This is a genomic window from Telluria sp. AIW5 (genome assembly GCF_056680575.1).
This window is the reverse complement of sequence record NZ_CM155289.1, coordinates 791,681-806,925: the sequence shown is the minus strand read 5'-3', so window position 1 is coordinate 806,925 and position 15,245 is coordinate 791,681. Positions and strand designations below refer to the sequence as shown.

Annotated in this window: 16 protein-coding genes; 8 read left to right on the top strand and 8 right to left on the bottom strand. The window is 65.4% G+C overall.

Features of this window, described 5'->3' with window-relative positions:
• Position 1 precedes the first annotated feature (1 nt).
• Together tssF and tssG are read left to right on the top strand one after the other, a co-directional pair.
• Positions 2–1,843, top strand: a complete 1,842-nt coding sequence (gene tssF, locus AC1MEM_RS03530) for a type VI secretion system baseplate subunit TssF (RefSeq protein ID WP_499475354.1) — start codon at positions 2–4, stop codon at positions 1,841–1,843.
• Entirely contained in the window at positions 1,807–2,892 is a 1,086-nt protein-coding gene (gene tssG, locus AC1MEM_RS03525; protein WP_499475353.1) for a type VI secretion system baseplate subunit TssG, read from the top strand. Before tssF ends, tssG begins: the two co-directional genes overlap by 37 nt.
• A gap of 1 nt (position 2,893) precedes the next feature.
• Here the strand turns inward: tssG and AC1MEM_RS03520 are convergent, their stop codons facing one another.
• From AC1MEM_RS03520 to AC1MEM_RS03505, 4 genes are read right to left on the bottom strand one after another with little or no spacing between them, the layout of a single operon-like run.
• Positions 2,894–3,640 carry an SDR family oxidoreductase gene (locus tag AC1MEM_RS03520; RefSeq protein ID WP_499475352.1) on the bottom strand — a complete coding sequence of 249 codons (747 nt, stop codon included), beginning with the start codon at positions 3,638–3,640 and terminating at the stop codon, positions 2,894–2,896.
• A gap of 29 nt (positions 3,641–3,669) precedes the next feature.
• Entirely contained in the window at positions 3,670–5,958 is a 2,289-nt protein-coding gene (locus AC1MEM_RS03515) for a xanthine dehydrogenase family protein molybdopterin-binding subunit (RefSeq protein ID WP_499475351.1), read from the bottom strand.
• Positions 5,951–6,982 (bottom strand): FAD binding domain-containing protein, encoded by a 1,032-nt coding sequence (locus AC1MEM_RS03510; protein WP_499475350.1) that lies wholly within the window; start codon positions 6,980–6,982, stop codon positions 5,951–5,953. The genes AC1MEM_RS03515 and AC1MEM_RS03510 overlap by 8 nt, the downstream gene beginning before the upstream one ends.
• Complete coding sequence (locus tag AC1MEM_RS03505; protein WP_499475349.1) at positions 6,979–7,503, bottom strand: (2Fe-2S)-binding protein; 525 nt, start codon at positions 7,501–7,503, stop codon at positions 6,979–6,981. The genes AC1MEM_RS03510 and AC1MEM_RS03505 overlap by 4 nt, the downstream gene beginning before the upstream one ends.
• Before the next feature lie 234 nt (positions 7,504–7,737).
• Here AC1MEM_RS03505 and AC1MEM_RS03500 point away from each other — a divergent pair, with 234 nt between their 5' ends.
• A complete protein-coding gene (locus AC1MEM_RS03500; RefSeq protein WP_499475348.1) occupies positions 7,738–8,757 on the top strand; it encodes a zinc-binding alcohol dehydrogenase family protein in 1,020 nt (339 codons plus the stop codon).
• Positions 8,758–8,872: 115 nt separating this feature from the next.
• Here the strand turns inward: AC1MEM_RS03500 and AC1MEM_RS03495 are convergent, their stop codons facing one another.
• Positions 8,873–9,520, bottom strand: coding sequence for a DUF6624 domain-containing protein (locus AC1MEM_RS03495; protein WP_499475347.1), 648 nt, complete (start codon positions 9,518–9,520; stop codon positions 8,873–8,875).
• Between the two features lie 95 nt (positions 9,521–9,615).
• On the opposite strand from AC1MEM_RS03495, the gene AC1MEM_RS03490 reads away from it, so the two are divergent.
• Genes AC1MEM_RS03490 through AC1MEM_RS03480 form a run of 3 tightly spaced genes read left to right on the top strand, consistent with a single transcriptional unit; the run spans position 9,616 to position 11,291 of the window.
• Entirely contained in the window at positions 9,616–9,966 is a 351-nt protein-coding gene (locus tag AC1MEM_RS03490; RefSeq protein WP_499475346.1) for a DUF6152 family protein, read from the top strand.
• The gene (locus tag AC1MEM_RS03485; protein ID WP_499475345.1) at positions 9,966–10,454 is read left to right on the top strand and encodes a DUF6644 family protein; all 489 of its coding nucleotides are present in this window, start codon (positions 9,966–9,968) and stop codon (positions 10,452–10,454) included. The genes AC1MEM_RS03490 and AC1MEM_RS03485 overlap by 1 nt, the downstream gene beginning before the upstream one ends.
• A 48-nt stretch (positions 10,455–10,502) precedes the next feature.
• The gene (locus tag AC1MEM_RS03480; protein ID WP_499475344.1) at positions 10,503–11,291 is read left to right on the top strand and encodes a glutaminyl-peptide cyclotransferase; all 789 of its coding nucleotides are present in this window, start codon (positions 10,503–10,505) and stop codon (positions 11,289–11,291) included.
• 3 nt (positions 11,292–11,294) lie between these two features.
• On the opposite strand, the gene AC1MEM_RS03475 is transcribed toward AC1MEM_RS03480, so the two are convergent.
• The 3 genes from AC1MEM_RS03475 to AC1MEM_RS03465 all read right to left on the bottom strand — a co-directional run bounded on the left by AC1MEM_RS03475 (position 11,295) and on the right by AC1MEM_RS03465 (position 14,156).
• The gene (locus tag AC1MEM_RS03475; RefSeq protein ID WP_499475343.1) at positions 11,295–12,314 is read right to left on the bottom strand and encodes a zinc-dependent alcohol dehydrogenase family protein; all 1,020 of its coding nucleotides are present in this window, start codon (positions 12,312–12,314) and stop codon (positions 11,295–11,297) included.
• Between the two features lie 76 nt (positions 12,315–12,390).
• On the bottom strand, positions 12,391–12,855 hold the full coding sequence (locus tag AC1MEM_RS03470; RefSeq protein WP_499475341.1) for a DUF2269 family protein: 465 nt from the start codon (positions 12,853–12,855) through the stop codon (positions 12,391–12,393).
• Between the two features lie 2 nt (positions 12,856–12,857).
• Positions 12,858–14,156 (bottom strand): SDR family oxidoreductase, encoded by a 1,299-nt coding sequence (locus AC1MEM_RS03465; RefSeq protein WP_499475339.1) that lies wholly within the window; start codon positions 14,154–14,156, stop codon positions 12,858–12,860.
• A 67-nt stretch (positions 14,157–14,223) separates the two neighbouring features.
• Here AC1MEM_RS03465 and AC1MEM_RS03460 point away from each other — a divergent pair, with 67 nt between their 5' ends.
• The gene (locus tag AC1MEM_RS03460; RefSeq protein ID WP_499475337.1) at positions 14,224–14,670 is read left to right on the top strand and encodes a hypothetical protein; all 447 of its coding nucleotides are present in this window, start codon (positions 14,224–14,226) and stop codon (positions 14,668–14,670) included.
• Positions 14,671–14,704: 34 nt separating this feature from the next.
• Complete coding sequence (locus tag AC1MEM_RS03455) at positions 14,705–15,214, top strand: hypothetical protein (RefSeq protein ID WP_499475335.1); 510 nt, start codon at positions 14,705–14,707, stop codon at positions 15,212–15,214.
• Positions 15,215–15,245 lie beyond the last annotated feature (31 nt).

Below are 15,245 nucleotides of genomic sequence, written 5' to 3'. Positions count from 1 at the left end.
ATTGGAACAATTACTGCCGTATTACGAAAGCGAGCTGGGCTACCTGCGGCGCAACCTGCGCGAATTCGCCGAACGCTACCCGAAAATCGCCGGCCGCCTCCTGATCAGCGGAGAAGTGTGCGAAGACCCGCACACCGAGCGCATGATCGAATCGTTCGCCCTGTTAAACGCCCGCATCGCCAAGCGCCTCGATGACGACTATCCGGAATTTACGGAAGCGCTGTTCGACGTGCTGTACCCGCATTACCTGCGTCCCTTCCCCTCGTGCTCGATCGCGCACCTGGATTTCGAGGGGGCGGCGAAGCAGCAGAGCACGGCCGGGACGATCCCGCGCGGCACCCAGCTCACCACGCGTCCGGTGCGCGGCGCGCCCTGCATCTTTCGTACCGTCTACGAAGTGGCGGTGGCCCCGCTGGCACTGACGCGGGCCGGCTTTTCCGACATCCTGCGCGCGCCCGATGCGGTGCGCGCCCCGGCCGGCGCCACGGCCGGCATCAGCCTCACGATCGCCGGCAGCGGCGCGCAAACCGGCATTGGCCAGCTCGATTTACCGCGGCTGCGCGTCTTCATCGACGGCGAACCCTCGTTTTGCGCCGCCCTGCGCGACGCCCTCTTCATGCGCACGGTAGGCGCCTGGGCCGAAGCCGGCAACAGCGGGCGCTGGGTGCCCTTGTCCGCCATTCCCGTCCAGCCCGCGGGTTTCGACGACGACGAAGCGCTGATCGATTTCCCGGCCCGCTCGCATGGCGCCTACCGCCTGCTGACCGAATATTTCTGCTTTCCCGAGAAATTCAATTTCTTCGATATCGACCTGGAGGCGCTCGGCGCCGCGGTCCCCGGCGCCCAATCGGTCACCCTGCACCTGGCTTTGTCCGGCATCCGCAGCGACTCGAACACGGCACGCATGCTGGGTACCCTGTCGACCAATAATGTCCTGCTCGGCTGTACACCAGTCGTGAACCTGTTCCGCCAGCGGGGCGAGCCGATACGCCTGACCCACACTACCGCCAGTTATCCGGTGCTGGCGGATGCGCGCCGCGCCTTTGCCTTCGAGGTGCAATCGATCGATTCCGTGAACCTGGTGCGCCAGACCCCGCAGGGAGAAACGGTGGTGCAATTCCGGCCCTTCTATTCGTTGCAGCACGCCCAGACGGCCGAGCAGAACGGCCATTACTGGGCGATGCGGCGCGACGAGACGCTGGCCGAACGCAGCCCCGGTTTCGAGACGCAAATTGCGATCGTCGATATCGATTTCGATCCGGCCGCGGTCGAAACCGACACCCTGAATCTGGAGCTGACCTGCTCGAACCGGGATTTGCCGTCGCTGCTGAGCTACGGCCAGGCCGGCGGCGATCTGTTTCTCGAAGGCGGCTCGAGCATGCGCTCCATCCAATTCCTGCGCAAACCAACGCACTCCTGCCGCTTTCCGAGCGGGCGCAGCGCGCACTGGCGCCTGATTTCCCACTTGTCCCTGAACCACCTGTCGATCAGCGCCGGCGGCGTGGAAGCCTTTCGCGAAATGCTGGCGCTCTACGATTTACCGCGCTCCCCCTCGTCGCAGCGCCAGATCGGCGGTATTCAGGCCATCGAACAACAGGCGACCACCGCCTGGCTCGCCGGCAACCCGTTCAATTGCCTCGTGCGCGGGGTGCAGGTGCGCCTCGCCATCGACGAAGAGGCGTTTATCGGCAGCGGCATCCACGCCTTTGCCCACATCGTCGAGCGCTTCCTGGCGCTGTATGTGCACGCCAACAGTTTTACCCAACTGGTCGTGGTGTCGGCGAAAACCGGGGAAGAGATTTTTATATGCACACCAAAAAGCGGCGATTTGAGCCTGCTGTAATCGAGCGCCTGTTCCGCGAACCCTACCGCTTCGAGTATTTCCAGGCGGTGCGCATGCTGGAACTCTGGTTGCGGAAAAACGGCGCGCCCCAGCAAAGTGTCGTCGCGAACTTCCTGCGCTTCCAGAATTCGACCTCGCTCGGTTTTCCGGCCAGCCAACTGGAGGCCATCCACGCCGACCCGCGCACGATCGAGCCGACCGCCGCGGCGCTCGGCACGGCCTTGCAGGCGTCGACCTTAAAATGGATCCGCATCACCCCGGCCTTCATGGGGCTATTGGGCGGGCAAGGCATGCTGCCCCCGCATTACACGGAACGCGTGGCCGAGCAACAGTTCAACGACAAGGACGAGGGCGCGCGCGCCTTTCTGGACACCTTCTCGAACCGTTCGCTGGCGCTGTTTTATGAGGCCTGGCGCAAATACCGGCTGCACCTGAAATACGAGCGCAGCGGCCGGGACAGTTTTTTGCCGCTGCTCCTGAGCCTGGCCGGCCTCGGCAACGCCGCGCTGCGCCAGCGCCTGGCCCGCCCCGACAACGGCGCCGTGCTCGACGAATCGCTCGGCTATTTCGCGGCCTCGATGCGCCAGCGGCCCATCTCCGCGGTGCAGGTGGCGCGCGTATTGACCGAGTATTTCGGACAGCCGATCGAGATGCAGCAATTCGTCGGTTCCTGGTACGCCGTGCCGCCGGCGCAGCAAAGCACCTTAGGGTGCGAAAGCGCCACGCTCGGCACCCGCGCGATCGCCGGAGAACGGGTGTGGCAGCGCGATTTGCGCCTGCGCCTGGTGGTGGGGCCGCTCGACCACGCGGGTTTTACCGCCTTCCTTCCGGGCGGGCTGGCGGCGCACGCCCTGGCCAGCCTGCTGGCGATGTTGACGGGACTGTGCCTCGAATACGAAGTCGAACTGGTGCTGCGCGCCGCCGACGTGCGCCCGGTTACGATGCAAGAGGGCAGCACTCTCGGGCGCCTCGGCTGGGATACCTACCTGGTCCACGGACCCCAGCAGCGGGATCGCAACGACGTTCACTACGACATCCAGATGCGCTGATTTACACGATCCCGCCATTTACCCGCAAGGTCTGTCCATTCACCCATTCCCCCTGCGGCCCGACCAAAAAGGCGACCGTGTTCGCGATATCTTCCGGCGTGCCGAGGCGCTCGAGCGGCGCCGCTTTTGCAAGTCGCTCGACCAGCTCGGGCGGTTTCCCGTCGAGGAACAAATCGGTCGCGGTCGGCCCCGGCGCCACCGCCGTCACCGAAATCCCCTTGCCGCGCATTTCCTTGGCAAAGATATTCGTCATCGTCTCGATCGCCGCCTTGGCCGCGCCATACACGGCGTAACCCGGCAGCGCGAGACCGATGGCGCTGGTCGAAAAATTCACGATGCGCCCTTTCTCGCGCATGCGCGTGGCGGCCAGGCGCAGCATGTGGAAAGTACCGCGCGTGTTGATCGAAAAGATACGCTCGTACAGCGCGTCATCGGTATCGGCCAGCAGCGTGGCGCCGGGCTGGATCACGCCGGCGTTGTTGACGACGACGTCGACGCCGCCGAACGCTTTTTCGGTTTCGGCGAACAGGCGCATGCAGTCATCCGCCTGCGCGACATCGCCTTGCAGCGCGATGGCGCGTCCGCCGCCTGCTTCGATTTCCTTCACCACCGCCTCCGCGTCCGCCGCGCGGCTGGCGTAATTCACCGCCACTGCAAAACCGTCCTCTGCCAGGCGCAGCGCGATCGCGCGGCCGATGCCGCGCGAGGCGCCGGTGACGATTGCCGCTTTTCCGTTCAGTTGTGCCATGTGCCCTCTCCGAATGATCGATGCCGGCATTATGGCCCGCCCGCCAGCACCTTGTCGGGCGTGATCGGCGTGCTGCGAATCCGCTTGCCGGTGGCGTGATAGATCGCATTGCTCACCGCCGCCGCCACGCTGACGAGACCAATCTCGCCCACACCCTTGGCGCCCAGCCGGCTGACGATGCGGTCGTCCTCCTCGACAAAGATGACGTCGATGTCGTGGATGTCGGCGTTCACGGCCACGTGGTATTCGGACAGGTTGTGGTTCATGAAGCGCCCGAAGCGGTGGTCGGTATGGCTTTCCTCGTGCAGCGCCTGGCTGATGCCCCAGACCACGCCGCCGATGATCTGGCTGCCGGCCGTCTTCGTGTTCATGATGCGTCCGGCCGCCACCGCGCTGACCACGCGCGTGACGCGCACGATGCCGAGTTCCTCATCCACGCGCACTTCGACGAACACGCTCGAATGCACCATGCGCCGGAATTTGCGCTGCTTGAGCATCTGGGGCAGCATCAGATACTTTTCTTCGATCCGCTCGCGGCCCGTTTTGCGCACGATGGCGCCGAGCGAAATAAAGGTATCCGGATCTTTTACAAGGCGCATCACGCCGCCCGCGAATTCGACATCCTTCAAACGTTTGTCGCGGAAAGGCGAACCGGATTCCGACTGGGCATGGCGCAAGAGCGCCAGGCGCAACTTGTCGCAGGCGCCCGCCACCGCCGAACCGACGGTCGCGACGTGCGAGGACCCGCCCTCGACCGGCGCCACCGGCAGGGTCGAGTCGCCCAGTTGAAACGTCACGCGCTCGAGCGGCAGGCCCATGGCTTCGGCGGCGATCATCGCCATCACGGTATAGGTGCCGGTACCGATGTCGGTGGCCGCGCTCGAGACCACGAGCCTCCCGTCCGCATGCATGACGGCGCTGGCGCGGGCGAACATTTGCAGTGCGTCCCAGGCGCCGGTCGCCATGCCCCAGCCCACCCATTCCGAGCCTTCCTTGCGCGAGCGCGGCGCCAGCGGCCGCTGCGACCAGCCGAATTTCTCGGCGCCCTGCTCGTAACAGGCGCGCAGCTCCTTGCTCGAATACGGCTTGTCGTCGATCGGAGACCGGTCCGCGTAGTTCTTCAGGCGCAGCGCCAGCGGGTCCATTTTCAATGCATACGACAGCTCGTCCATCGCCACTTCGAGCGCATGCATGCCGTGCGCGGCGCCGGGTGCGCGCATGTCGATCGGCGTGTACTGGTCCAGGCTCACCAGCTTGTAACCGAGCTTGATGTTGTCGCAGGCGTAGAGCAACCCCGGCCAGTTCACCACGACTTCGACGTAGTCCTCGATCTGCGAGGTTTCGGCGATCGCTTCGTGCTGGATCGACGTCAATGTGCCATCGCGGTCGGCCGCCAGTTTCACCCACTGCAGCGTCTCCGGGCGATGGCCGAAGCTGAACATCTGCTGGCGCGTCAGCTGCACCCGCACCGATCGCTTCAAGTGCAGCGAGGCCATCACGGCCAGGTTCAGCTGGTATTGCGGACGCAGGCCGGAACCGAAGGCGCCGCCCACGTACGGGTTGCGCACCGTGACCTTGTCCTTCGAGAGGCCGAACACGTGCGAGACATACCAGCGGCTGTTCTGCGAACTCTGCGTCTTGTCGTAGATCGTCAGGTGGCCGTTCGCATCAAGGATGACGGTCGAGGCGAACAGCTCCAATGGGTTGTGGTGCTCGACGCCGTGATGGAACGCGGCCTCGATTTTCACGGGCGCCGCCCGATACGCCTTCTCGGCATCGCCCTTTTCCGGCGGCGGCGGCTCGTACCCGGCCTTCAGGGGGCGCGGTTTGTAGGCGCGGTCGAGATTGGCGGAGAGGCGGGTTTCGTGTTCCTCTTCCTCGTAGCGCACACGCACCAGGGCCGCCGCGCGGCGCGCCGCCTCGAAGGTCTCGGCCAGCACCAGCGCCACCGGCTGGCCGCTGTACAGGATTTGTTCATCGTAGAACGGGCGGAAGGGCGAGCCGGCCGGCGCCGTCATGTCCTTGTAGGCGATATCGAAGGAACGCAGCTTGGGGCGGTTCATGTGGCTCATCACGTCGACCACGCCCTCGACCTGCAGCGCGTCGAAGGTATCGATGTCGAGGATGCGCCCTTTTGCGATGGTGCCGCTGACGACCACGCCATACAGCAGGCCGGGCGCCGTGTGTTCGGCTGCATAGCGGGCCGCGCCCGTGACCTTGGCGCGGCCGTCGACGCGCGAGACGGCGGTGCCGGTGACAACTTGCCCGGTACCCGGCTCGGCGACAGGGGTGGATAAGGCCTGGATCAGGTCAGTCATGCGGCTCTCCGGTATTGGTGACGGTGCCCTGCACCGCGGTCTGCAGCGCGCGCACGATGGCCTTGCGCGCCAGCCCGATCTTGAAATCGTTGTGGCCCTGGCCGACGGCGCCTTCCAGCAGCAGGTCGGCCACGCGGCCGAACAGCGCCGGGTCGGCTTGCTGCCCTTCCAGCAGCCCCTCCGCCTCCGGTTTGCGCCACGGTTTGTGGGCGACCGAGCCGAGCGCGATGCGGCTGCTCCTGATGATGCCGTCCGAGCCGATGTCCAGGGCGGCCGCCACCGACACCAGCGCGAACGCATACGACAGGCGCTCGCGCACCTTGATATAGGCCGAGTGGCGCGCATAGCGGCGGGCGTCGGGCAGAGTAATGTGGGTGATCAGTTCATCCGCTTCGAGCACCGTGTCGTACTGCGGCGCGTCATCCGGCAGGCGGTGGAATTCGGCGAACGGGATCGCGCGTTTTCCCCGTGCCGATTCGACGTGCACCGTCGCTTCCAAAGCGGCGAGTGCCACGCACATGTCGGACGGGTGGGTCGCGATGCAGTGTTCGCTGGCGCCGAGGATCGCATGCTGCTTCGTGATGCCGCCGATGGCCGAACAGCCGCTGCCGGGGTCGCGCTTGTTGCAGGGCGTGCCGACGTCGTAAAAGTAATAGCAACGCGTGCGCTGCAGCAGGTTGCCGCCATTGCTGGCCATGTTGCGCAGCTGGGGAGAGGCGCCGGCCAGGATCGCGGCTGTGAGCAGCGGATAGCGTTCGCGCACCAGCGGGTGGTAGGCGGTATCGGCATTGCGGGCGGTGGCGCCGAGACGCAGGCCGTCGCCCTCTTCTTCGATTTTATCCAGGGGCAGGCGGTTGATGTCGACCAGGCGGCTGGAGAGCATCACGCCTTCCTTCATCAGGTCGATCAGGTTCGTGCCGCCGGCAATAAAACGCACGGCTTCGCCGGCGAAGCTGGCATTCCCGGACACTTGCGCCAGCGCGGCCTCATTGCTCTCGGCCTGGGCAAAGGTAAATGGGTTCATGCCGGCACCGTCCCGGAAACGACCGGGCGCACGGCATTGTCGCCGTCCTCGATGCCGGCGACCGCGCATACCGCCTTGCGGATGCCCGGATAGGCGCCGCAGCGGCAGACGTTTCCGCTCATCAGTTCGCGTACCTCGGCGACCGTCTTCGCTTGCCCCTCGTTGATCAGGCCAATCGCCGAGCAGATCTGGCCGGGCGTGCAGTAGCCGCACTGGAAGGCGTCGTTGTCGATAAAGGCCTGCTGCAGCGGGTGCAGTTCATTCCCTTTGGCCAGGCCCTCGATGGTGGTGATCTCGCGCCCGTTTAGCATCACGGCCAGGGTCATGCAGGAATTGATGCGCTTGCCGTCGACGAGGACGGTGCAGGCGCCGCACTGGCCGTGGTCGCAGCCCTTCTTCGAACCCGTCAGGTCGAGGCGCTCGCGCAGCAGGTCGAGCAGTGTCACCCAGGCTTCGAGTTCCAGCTGGTGTTGCTCGCCATTGATGCGCAGGGTGAGCGGATAGCGCTCGGGAGCGGTCATGATGAATCCTTTCTGGGTAGTGGCGGACAGGCAGGTCGGCGCCGGCGGCAGATGGCGTGGAATGCTGTTGTCATTCCGTTACTGGTCATCTTAGTAGCAAGCGCCGGGTAACCGGCGCACAGTTCACGCGGGAGAAGGCGGCGTGCGGTGAACTGGAGGCGAGCCGTTTACACTGGGACTTATCCACGCTTATTCACGTTTATTCACGCTTATACAATCCGACACGAGGTCACCATGAAAGCCATCGCCGCATACGCATCCCTGCCCGCCGACAACGAGCAAGCCCTGCAAGACATCGACTTGCCCGACCCGGTCGCCACCGGCCACGACATCCTGGTCGAAGTGCACGCCGTTTCCGTGAACCCGGTCGACACCAAGGTGCGGCGCGGCCTGCCGCCCGAGGCGCAGGCGGAAGCGCGCGTGCTGGGCTGGGACGCGAGCGGCATCGTGCGCGCCGTGGGGCCGGAAGTGACGCTGTTCCGCCCGGGCGACCGGGTCTGGTATGCCGGGGCGATCAACCGCCCGGGCAGCAACAGCGAACTGCAGCTGGTCGACGAGCGCATCGTCGGCCGCATGCCGGCCACGCTCGGCTTTGCCGAAGCCGCGGCGCTGCCGCTGACGGCGATCACGGCCTGGGAATTGCTGTTCGACCGCCTCGGGCTGGAGTTCAATGGCCACGAAGGCGAAAAATTGCTGGTGGTGGGCGCCGCCGGCGGGGTCGGCTCGATCCTGGTGCAGCTGGCGCGCCAGTTGACGGGCATTACCGTGATCGGTACCGCGTCGCGCCCCGAGACGCGGGAATGGGCACGCATCTTCGGCGCCCACCACGTGATCGACCACAGCACGCCGCTCGATACCGCCTTGACGGATGCCGGCCTGGGCGAAGTCGATTACGCGATCAGCCTGACCCACACCGACAAGCATTTCAACGCGCTGGTGAATGCCATCAAACCGCAGGGCAAGCTGGCCCTGATCGACGACCCGGAACCGATCGACGTGCGCCTGCTGAAACGCAAGAGCATCTCGCTGCACTGGGAGCTGATGTTCACCCGCTCGCTGTTCACCACGCCGGACCTGCAGGCCCAGCACCGGCTGCTGAACGAGGTGGCGCAGCTGGTCGACGATGGCCGCATCCGCACCACGCTGGCCCAGAACATGGGCACGATCAACGCAGCCAACCTGCGCCGCGCACACGCCTTTATCGAAAGCGGTGCGGCCAGCGGCAAGGTGGTGCTGGAGGGTTTTGGGGGCTGATTTTATTGTCTCTCGGCAATTATTAAGCAAAGAAAAAACTGCTCAAAAAACGATCACATAAACAATATTATCGTTTATACGATTAAAACAAAATAAACGGTATATATCCTCTATTTTACCGTGTCGAAGAGGCGGTGTTCGATGGGCAGCTTTCCCTCGAACTCAGCGCATTGATGCCGCCCAGGTGTTCTTCGAGCGAGGGCAGGCCGAGCCGCTTGCGGCGGGCTTCGACCCGTGCCTGGTCGTCGAGCAGGTAATAGTCCCAGGTGCAGGCGTCGACCTGGCGCAGCTGGGTCCCGTAGCGCTGCGGGCGCCCTTCGCGCACCGCGAGCCGGTCCGATGCCGCGGCCAGATGCATGGCGGACGCTTCGCCGTCGAGCACGGCCAGCTCGAGCTGGTGCACCACCTGGCGCTGGAAGGGCAAGTCGTCGTCCCGCTGCCGGGCCACCAGCCAGGCGCCGCGCGCGGCCTGGGCACCCTCGATACTCCGGCGCGGCCAGCCGCAGGCCGTCATCCAGGCGCTCAGGCGGGCGGCGTTGGCGCGTTCGACCTCGTCGAGCCGGGCGCGCTGCCGCGCCGCCACCGGATCGCTCGCAGGCGCCAGGACATCGACCTGGCTGCGCACGGCATCCGCCACCGACACCATCGCCGCCAATTCGTCCGCATAGGCCGTGCACTCCACCCCAGCGTGGGCGGGCGCGGCAAACGCGGCAAAGGCAAACAGTGGAACCAGGACGTGCAGGCGGATCGGGCTTCCCATCATCTCATTCTCAAAAAAACAGTGATTAAAGCGTAACATAACCGGGGGGCCGGCCAGCCAGCGTAGAATCGGCCGCGATGCATACCGGGAGACATGTCATGAAGCGCCTGATCCTGCTTGCCGCCGGGCTGGTTTTCAGCACCGGCACCGCCCTCGCCCACCATGGCTGGAGCGAATACCAGTCGCATAAACCGCTCGACCTGAGCGGCACCATCGAGCAGGCCGGCTACGAACAGCCGCACGGCTTCGTGCGCTTGAAAACGGCGGACAATAAAACCTGGCTCGTGGTGCTGGCGCCGCCCTCGCGCATGGAAAGCCGGGGGCTGGCGAAGAATCAGCTGGTGCCCGGCAAGCGCGCCAGCGTGCACGGCTATCCGCACCGGACCAAAGCCGACGAGCTGCGCGCCGACACCATCACGATCGACGGCAAGACGACGGGGCTGCGCTGATGGCGCCAGCTTCCGGCCTGTTCGCCGCCCTGGCGGCCACGCCCTTATCAAACGCGATGCGCGAAAGCGCCTGGCTGTACCCGATCGTCGAGATCGTCCACATTGCCGGCTTTTCGGTGCTGGTGGGAAGTGTCGTGCTGTTCGACCTGCGCGTGCTCGGCTATGCGCCTGCCTTGTCGGTCGCCGCCCTTGGCCGCCACCTGCTGCGCTGGTCGCTGGCGAGCCTGGCGCTGGTCGTACCGGCCGGCCTCCTGCTGTTCAGCGCGCATCCGGTCGAGCTGGCGAACAATCCCGTCTTCCGCCTGAAACTGGTGCTGATCGTCCTTGCGGGCCTGAATGCGCTGGCGTTTCACCTGCTGGCCAACCGCAGCGCGGCCGGCTGGGACCGCGAACAGGCTGCCCCGCCGCTGGCGCGCGCCGGCGCCGCGTTGTCGATCCTGCTCTGGATCGGCGTGATCAGCTGTGGGCGGCTGCTGGCCTACCTGTAGGCCGCGGCATGCTACAGTGATCATCCCGAATAACCGCCTCGCTCCAGCATGCGCACATCCTCCGCCCTCGCAGCCCTCGCCGCCCTCGTTTTCTCGGTCGGCGCCTGCAACGCCGCCATGGCGGCCATTCCCGTCTACGGCTTCATCGTCAAGAACACCTATCCGCACGACCCGCAGGCGTTCACCCAGGGCTTGTTCTTCCGCGACGGCCACCTGTTCGAGACCACCGGCATCCCGGGCCGCTCGACGCTGCGCCGCGTCGACCTGAAAAGCGGCAAGGTGCTGCAGAAGTCCGACTTGCCGAAGGAAGTGTTCGGCGAAGGTTCCACGGCCGTGGGCGACAACATCCTCGGCCTGACCTGGCAGTCGAAGACCGGCTATGTGTTCGATGCCAAAACCTTTGCCATGAAGGCAAAGTTCCCGTACGAGGGCGAAGGCTGGGGCCTGGCGAGCGACGCGAAGAATGTCTACATGAGCGACGGCAGCGCCAGCATCCGCGTGCTCGACCCGGGCACGATGAAAGAAGTGCGGCGGGTGCAGGTGACGGCCGACGGGAAACCGATCGATTCGCTGAACGAACTGGAAATCGTCGACGGCGAACTGTATGCGAATGTCTGGGGGACGGACATCATCGCCCGCATCGATCCGGCCAGCGGCAAAGTGATCGGCTGGATCGATTTGACCAATTTGCTGCCGCGCGAAAAACGCGGCACCAGCTCGGTAGACGCCGTACTCAACGGCATTGCGTATGACGGCAAGCACCGCAAGCTCTACGTGACCGGCAAGCTCTGGCCGAAGTTGTTCGAGATCGAGCTGGTGCGTTTCGAAGGGCGATAAGCCTCAGCCGGTGACGGAAATCACGACTTTGCCGAAGTGCGAGCCCGATTCCATGTAACGGTAGGCTTCCTTCGCTTCGTCGAACCCGAACACGCGGTCGACCACCGGCTTGATGTCGCTGGTGGCGACAAAGCGCATCACCTGTTCCAGCATGCTCCGGCTGCCGACGAAAATGCCGACGATGCGCTTGGCGCCGCCCAGTAAAGTTGCCGGATTGACTACACCGCCGAAGCCGCTGACGCCGCCGATGATGGCGACGCTGCCGCCCATCGCGCAGGATGCCACCGAGCGGTTGACCGTCCCCTGCCCGCCCACTTCCAGCACCACGTCGGCACCCGCGCCATGCGTCGCGCGCAAGACTTCTTCCTGCCACTCCGGCGTGGTGCGATAGTTGATCGTATGGTGGGCGCCCAGTTCGCGGGCGCGCTGCAGTTTGTCGTCGCTGGACGAGGTGATGATGGAGCGCAGTCCCGCCGCTTTCGCCAGCTGCAGGCCGAGCACCGAGACGCCGCCGGTGCCCAGCAGCAGCACCGTATCGCCCGGCTTGATGCCGTTGCTCGACTCGAACATCGCGTTCCAGGCGGTGACGCCGGCGCAGGGCATGGTCGACGCTTCCACATAGCTCAGCTGCGGCGGAATTCTCACCAGGGACTCTTCGTGCAGCACGACTTCCTCGGCCAGCATGCCGTCGATATCGCCGCCCAGCGCATGGCGGATTTTGGTGGCCGAGGTACGCCCGTCCTGCCAGTAGGGAAAGAAGGAAGCGGCGACGCGGTCGCCGACCTGCAGGCGCGTGACGCCATGGCCGACCGCCAGCACTTCGCCGGCGCCATCCGAGCAGGGAATGATGGGGTTATCCACATTCACCAGATAATTGCCGCTGGCAACCATCAGGTCGCGGTAATTCAGCGACACCGCATGCACGCGCACCCGCACTTCGCCGTTGGCCAGTTCGCGCTCGGGAAAGTTCACGCACTGCAAGCCGTCGATGTTATCGCCCGGCAGAATCTGGTAAGCCCGCATCGTGTACTCCGTAGGTAGAGTGGATGCGGTCCATTCTACTGCGACCGGCGCGCCGCCCGGTTCCGCTTGGCGGCGCTTACACCGGCTTGGCCACCATCAGCCAGAAGATCACGACAAAGGCGCCAAAGGCCGGCACGCCCAGCGCGAACCAGGTCTTGAAGTAACGCCAGTACAGCGGCGGCAATGGCGTATTGGTACGCGCCGCTTCGGCCGCCAGGTCGCGCAGGCGCATCTGGATCCAGACCACGGGCAGCCAGCAGGCGCCGGCCAGCACGTACAAGGCGACCGACCACATGATCCACTTGCTGTGCAAGGGGTAGCCGGCCAGGTGGATCATATAAAAGCCGGTGGCCGGCTGGATCACGGCGGTGGTGGCGGTAAAAATCCAGTCGGCAATCACGACATTGCGGCTGACCACGGCGATGGCGCGCACGTCGCGGCTGATGTTGGCGAACAGCATGTACCAGGCCGAACCGATGCCGGTGCCGAACAGGAAGGTCGACGACAGGATGTGCAGCCATTTCACGACGACGTAATCCATGTTTACTTGTCCTCGAGTTCGTACAACAGCCAGATGGCGGCCAGCATGGGCAGGTTCTTGGTCAGCGGACCGTAGGGGTGCAGAAGGAATTCAGGCAGTTTGAACGCTATCACGACCGTGTAAAAACCGATCAGCGCCAGTTGTGCGCGCCACAACCAGCGCCGCCGCGGCAGGAACGCGATCCCCAGCCCGAGCAGCAGGTCGAAACTCGCGGCCCCGTACAGCATCAGCGGCTGCAGGGAGGGCGGAATGCCGCTGCGCGCCAGTAAATCGTAACTGGCCTGCACCGGATACAGGCCGAAGGACACGAGCGCCGTGGCGATCCAGACCGCGACGATGCTCCAGCGCAGGATCGGCAGCAGCCAGCCGAGCTTGGCCAGCGTGCGCTCGGCGCGCGGGTCGGTAATAAAAGCGGCGATCGGCGTCGGCGCGCGGCCCAGCAGCTGCGTGATGGGGGCCACGTCGCCCGTGTTGCCACGCTCCAGCATGCGCAGCGCGTCTTCGTCGAGCAAGGCCCCCGGCAGCCAGCGCCCCGCCTTCGCCAGCAGGCGCGCCAGCCCACCGGGCAGCGTCAGGACCAGCTGGCGTCCCTGCCCCATCGCGCTGCGCAGGCGTCCCAGGTAATCGGTGAACGACAGCGCTTCGGGCCCGACCAGCGGCACGCGCCGCGCCGGTTCGCCGGGCGCGAGCGGCAGGCGCCGGCGCAGCAGGCCGATGATCGCGGCCACCACGTCGTCGATATGCACCGGCTGCACCAGTTGCGGGCCGCTGCCGAAGCGCACGGACAAAGGCATGCTGGCCAGCGTCTTGAAAACGGCCGCGCTGGCGCCTTCCTTGCCGTAGACCAGAGAAGGCTGGACGATGTACGCGCGCAGCGGCAGCGTGGCGAGATAGTCGTCGGCCGCCTTTTTCGACAAGTGATACGCCGTGTCCGCTTTGTCGTCGGCGCCCAGGGCCGATACCTGGATCACCATGTGCACGTCATCGGATTCGGCGCAGGCGGCGAACAGGGCGCGCGGGCTGAGCGTATGCAGGCGCTCGAAGGTCTGGAGTCCCGATTCGCGGAAAATGCCGACCGCATTGATCACGGCCTCGACCCCGGCACCGGCCCCATTAAGGCGCGCCAGCCAAACGGATTTGTCGGTATCGTTGGCGAAGTCAGCGTGCACGTAGCTCAGGCGCGGATCGGCGCTCGTGGCGGGGTGGCGCACCGCGCACACGACCTGGTGGCCGTCGGCCAGCAGCGCCTGCACCAGATGCTGTCCGATGAAGCCGCTGGCGCCCGTGAGCAAGATCCGCATGCAATTCCTTTCACCGATCACCGATCACCGATACGAGGTTATCAATATGGCAGATTGGACGACATCCATGCAACGCGGCCTGGTCGGCGGCGCCGCTTCCAGCATCGTCTCGACCGCCGCGCTGGCCCTGCTCGGGCGCGCCGAGGCCGGCAGTGCCTACGCGCCGACGAATGCCGTCAGCCACTGGATCTGGGGCGACGAAGCGGCCGGCCACGATGGCTTTTCGCTGAAATACACGCTCACCGGCTACGCCATCCACCACCTCAGCGCCACCTTCTGGTCGGTGCTGTTCGAAAAGCTGGCCGGAGAAAAACTCGACCACAGGGATTTGCGGGTGACGCTGGCCGCCTCCGCCGCCACCTCGGCGCTTGCCTGCTTCGCCGACTACCAGCTCACCCCCCAGCGCCTGAAACCCGGTTACGAAAAGCGCCTGTCGAAAAAATCGCTGGCCGGTGTGTATGCCGCCTTTGCCGTGGGGCTGGCGCTGGGCGCTATCGTACTGCGCCGGGATTAGGTTCCGGGACTAGTCTAGAGCAGGCAGCAAAAACATGCCGCCCTATGTCTACGTCCTGCTGTTGCACGGCGTGCTGGGCTTTCTCGACATCGTCGTCAACCACGAGCTGCTGGCGAAACTGCCCGGGCGCGGCGACGCCACGCGCGAAGAGTCGCTGCATGCCGCGCGCGAAGCGATCTTCGCCTGCGTGTTTGCATCGCTGGCCTGGAACGAGTGGCATGGGGCCTGGGTCTGGTGGATCGCCGCACTGTTGCTGGGCGAGGTAATCGTCTCGGCGCGCGACGTCATCGTGGAGGGAGATACGCGCATCCTGCCGGTGCCCGAGCGCGTCCTGCACTTGCTGCTGTTCATCAACCTCGGGGTCCTGATCACCCTGGTCGCGTATGCGCTGGCGTGGTGGCATACCGGTCGGACGGGGCTGGTGCGGGTCGATTACGGCTGGGCCAGCTGGGTGCTGACGTGCATGTCCGTGCTGTCGCTGGCCTGGGCCGTGCGCGATGCGGTGGCGGCCGGGCGCCGCGAGAATTTCGTCGCGGGCGGCTGAGCCAATAAAAAACGCGCCCGGAATCGCTCGG

Coding starts and splice junctions, on each gene's coding strand:
- AC1MEM_RS03455 (WP_499475335.1), top strand. CDS start 14,705: ATGCCGCCCTATGTCTACGTCCTGCTGTTGCACGGCGTGCTGGGCTTT.
- AC1MEM_RS03505 (WP_499475349.1), bottom strand. CDS start 7,503: ATGACCGCTCCCGAGCGCTATCCGCTCACCCTGCGCATCAATGGCGAG.
- AC1MEM_RS03475 (WP_499475343.1), bottom strand. CDS start 12,314: ATGCGGGCTTACCAGATTCTGCCGGGCGATAACATCGACGGCTTGCAG.
- tssG (WP_499475353.1), top strand. CDS start 1,807: ATGCACACCAAAAAGCGGCGATTTGAGCCTGCTGTAATCGAGCGCCTG.
- AC1MEM_RS03510 (WP_499475350.1), bottom strand. CDS start 6,982: ATGAACCCATTTACCTTTGCCCAGGCCGAGAGCAATGAGGCCGCGCTG.
- AC1MEM_RS03465 (WP_499475339.1), bottom strand. CDS start 14,156: ATGCGGATCTTGCTCACGGGCGCCAGCGGCTTCATCGGACAGCATCTG.
- AC1MEM_RS03485 (WP_499475345.1), top strand. CDS start 9,966: ATGGCGCCAGCTTCCGGCCTGTTCGCCGCCCTGGCGGCCACGCCCTTA.
- AC1MEM_RS03470 (WP_499475341.1), bottom strand. CDS start 12,855: ATGGATTACGTCGTCGTGAAATGGCTGCACATCCTGTCGTCGACCTTC.
- AC1MEM_RS03520 (WP_499475352.1), bottom strand. CDS start 3,640: ATGGCACAACTGAACGGAAAAGCGGCAATCGTCACCGGCGCCTCGCGC.
- AC1MEM_RS03460 (WP_499475337.1), top strand. CDS start 14,224: ATGCAACGCGGCCTGGTCGGCGGCGCCGCTTCCAGCATCGTCTCGACC.
- AC1MEM_RS03480 (WP_499475344.1), top strand. CDS start 10,503: ATGCGCACATCCTCCGCCCTCGCAGCCCTCGCCGCCCTCGTTTTCTCG.
- AC1MEM_RS03490 (WP_499475346.1), top strand. CDS start 9,616: ATGAAGCGCCTGATCCTGCTTGCCGCCGGGCTGGTTTTCAGCACCGGC.
- AC1MEM_RS03495 (WP_499475347.1), bottom strand. CDS start 9,520: ATGATGGGAAGCCCGATCCGCCTGCACGTCCTGGTTCCACTGTTTGCC.
- AC1MEM_RS03500 (WP_499475348.1), top strand. CDS start 7,738: ATGAAAGCCATCGCCGCATACGCATCCCTGCCCGCCGACAACGAGCAA.
- AC1MEM_RS03515 (WP_499475351.1), bottom strand. CDS start 5,958: ATGACTGACCTGATCCAGGCCTTATCCACCCCTGTCGCCGAGCCGGGT.